This window comes from Yoonia sp. R2-816, assembly GCF_046762905.1.
GTDB lineage: Bacteria > Pseudomonadota > Alphaproteobacteria > Rhodobacterales > Rhodobacteraceae > Yoonia.
In genome coordinates this window covers 1-2629 of the sequence record NZ_JBKQXN010000030.1, presented here as the reverse complement: position 1 = coordinate 2629, position 2629 = coordinate 1, and the positions used below count along the sequence as shown (strand labels likewise).

The following is a 2629-nucleotide window of genomic DNA, read 5'->3' as shown; positions in this document are numbered from 1 at the left end:
TCAATGCCTGTTCGGCTTCGACGGGCGCCCTTGTTGGACGTCGGTTATGCCTGCAGTAGACAGGGTCGAGTCCGGCTGAGTTCAGAATGGGGCGCTAAGGCCGGATCGGAGATCAGTTGGGCGGGTGATCCACAGGGCGCTTCAATAGATACGAAACGGAACCGGCCTTTCAAACGTATATACCTTTATTTTCTTGACTACTCCCAGCACTTTTAGATTAGTCGACCTATGAAAAAGACGTCTCAGTTGCTCGTCAAAATGTCGCCTGATCTGCGCGCGTCTTTCCAGAGCCATTGTGCGAGGCATGGCCGAACTGCCTCAGAGTTAGTGCGTCACTTAATGGAAGCAGAAATGCGAGAGGCCAGAATAGTCAGAATGCTCAATCATCCAATCGTAGACGGGCGATATGGTCCCGCCGCTGAGATTACTGGGACGGATGGGAAACTTTATCATGTGCAAATCATTCCTTGCAGATCCCAAACCTCGATACAAATTACAGATCCATCAGATGAAATCGGCGGCATTCAATTGCCGAGCGAGCAAGGTGGATCGGGCCTACTGGATCGGGTGATTGAAGTGAAGAGGACGGATTACGGATGGGATACACCGGCATACCGTCAGATTTGCGCCGAATTGAAACTTGACCCTGACTATGGCCGTCCAGTTTACCGAGATGCTGACATCGATTTAGTAACCGATCTTGAGGCTCATATAATTTGGGGCGCGGTTGGCGACGACGGCAAGGTAGTTGATCTGGTCTTGGATCTCCTTGATCTACTAAGAACCGACAGACCTCCAGAGTACTACGCCTACACGCGATGCTTTGCGACAATTGAAAATTGGCATTTCAAACGCCCAAAAGATGTATTTGCCACCGCGCTAAACAGAATTGACAGAGAAAAAATTGAGTGCTCACGTTGTGTTCCAACCTCAGTTGACTTCCTCCCCTCCTGGGAGGGCGGGGGTTTTAGTTCGAGTATTTACCTTTGGGGCTCAGCTGGAAACGGGTCGGGGGGATGGGACGCGGATGCGTATGGCAGACTACGTGGCGTAGCAGTCTTGCCCGCCAATTCAGATTGGCCGATGGAAACTGTGATCCATCATTTAACCCAGCAAGGGGTTGTATTCTTGTCTCTAGCGGAGGCTAGAGACTACATGAACAATGAAGGCGCCTATTGGGCTTTTTGTTGTGGCGGCGTGTGGCAATGCCCTCCGACCCTAAAACCGCGCAAACCATCTGGTACGGAGAAATTACTCTGGAAAGTCAAGCGCCCGAAGACACCGCTATTTGACCAACATGAACTTTGCCCCAATCAGCATACCCTCCCAAAAGGAGGTCTGGTGTAGGACGAGGTGGAGGCCCGCTCCTACAGCGGGTTGCCCGTCCAAATTCGGAGGAAGTCGTCCGGCGTCACAGGCGGTCCTTTAACCGGTTCATGAGGTCCATCCGACTTCAAACCTCAGTCAGCCGGAAGCGACCCTTATTACGGGCTAAGGTCGAGACCCATATCCAGCGACGGTGGCTTCGGGGCAACGTCTTTGGGCTCGGGTGCGCGCCCGAGACTACGGGTAAGCCCTGTTGTACTCAAGAACCGCAACGTCCAAAGATACTCATCTGTCGTCTGAACACCCTTCTGTTCCTGCGGATTGTGGCGGTTCTCCAGTGTTCTGACCAAGCGATCCTTCCATTCGGCGGGCACATTTTCAGCTTCAAGCTCAGATAGTCCCTTGGTCTCATAATCTGCCGCAACCCGTCTTATAGTGGACATCATGTCGCCGTACGGAATGTAAGCATCATCCACCATGTAATGGGCCGAGCGATCTTCCATATCTTTTTCAAGAATACTGCGGTTTGCCACGTCAGATTTACCAACATCCGCAATTGACCGGCGAATATGTCGGTTCATCCAATCGCCCCCTGTCCCCCCAATTGCTTTCTCTGGGTCAAAACCCTCAGGCATGAGGACGTTTTGCGTCGCGGTGTATTTAATGGCCCAGGTGAACTCTTCAACTGACTTGAAGTCCGGAGTGGGGTCTTGCGTGCCGAGGTATTGCAAGCGGTCACGGTGACGTTGAACCCAGGCCTTGGGCACATCCTCACTCACATTCTCCATGAAGGTGTTGATCTGCGCATATGGCACGTGGCTCTTTCGCACCAATAGGTTATGGGTATGTCCGCCCATCGTTTCTTCGACATGATCGCGGACGGCAATGAACAGATCGACGTCCTTCAGCGGGTAAATGCTTCCCCGTTTGGATTCATCCAAAGCGTGGCGTTCCCAATAATCTTTGTAGCCGCTATGGGTTGGCGTACCGATCGGATCGTCGTCAATAAGCATTTCCACTCCTTTCTCTGCATTCAGGTCCAACACCCGTGCGCGTGCTTTGTCATATTCGGTTGTGTAGATGTCTTTGATGCTTGAGATGAGGGACGTGCGCCGTGTCTGATTTCCCATGCGAGGGTAGGGGGCGCGGGTGTTGGTTTGCACACCGATAGCGGCACCTTCTGGCATGAGATCGCGGCCTTGCGCGAGAGGCGCGAAGGCGTCTTTCAGCATGTCCTCGTACCCACCAACTTCGCGGGCTTCGGTGACCCGGTTTGACAGAACTTCCAGACCTGCTTTGAGGG

Annotated in this window: 2 protein-coding genes; one reads left to right on the top strand and one right to left on the bottom strand. The window is 52.9% G+C overall.

All coding sequences use genetic code 11. The features are described 5' to 3' along the window. The first annotated feature begins 339 nt into the window (after positions 1-339). Complete coding sequence (locus ACFWW2_RS00435; protein ID WP_393925392.1) at positions 340-1347, top strand: hypothetical protein; 1008 nt, start codon at positions 340-342, stop codon at positions 1345-1347. Between the two features lie 137 nt (positions 1348-1484). Here ACFWW2_RS00435 and ACFWW2_RS00430 read toward each other — a convergent pair. Then, positions 1485-2629 (bottom strand): hypothetical protein (locus ACFWW2_RS00430; protein WP_393925391.1); only part of this gene is annotated, 1145 nt, incomplete at its 5' end.

Coding starts and splice junctions, on each gene's coding strand:
- ACFWW2_RS00435 (WP_393925392.1), top strand. CDS start 340: ATGGAAGCAGAAATGCGAGAGGCCAGAATAGTCAGAATGCTCAATCAT.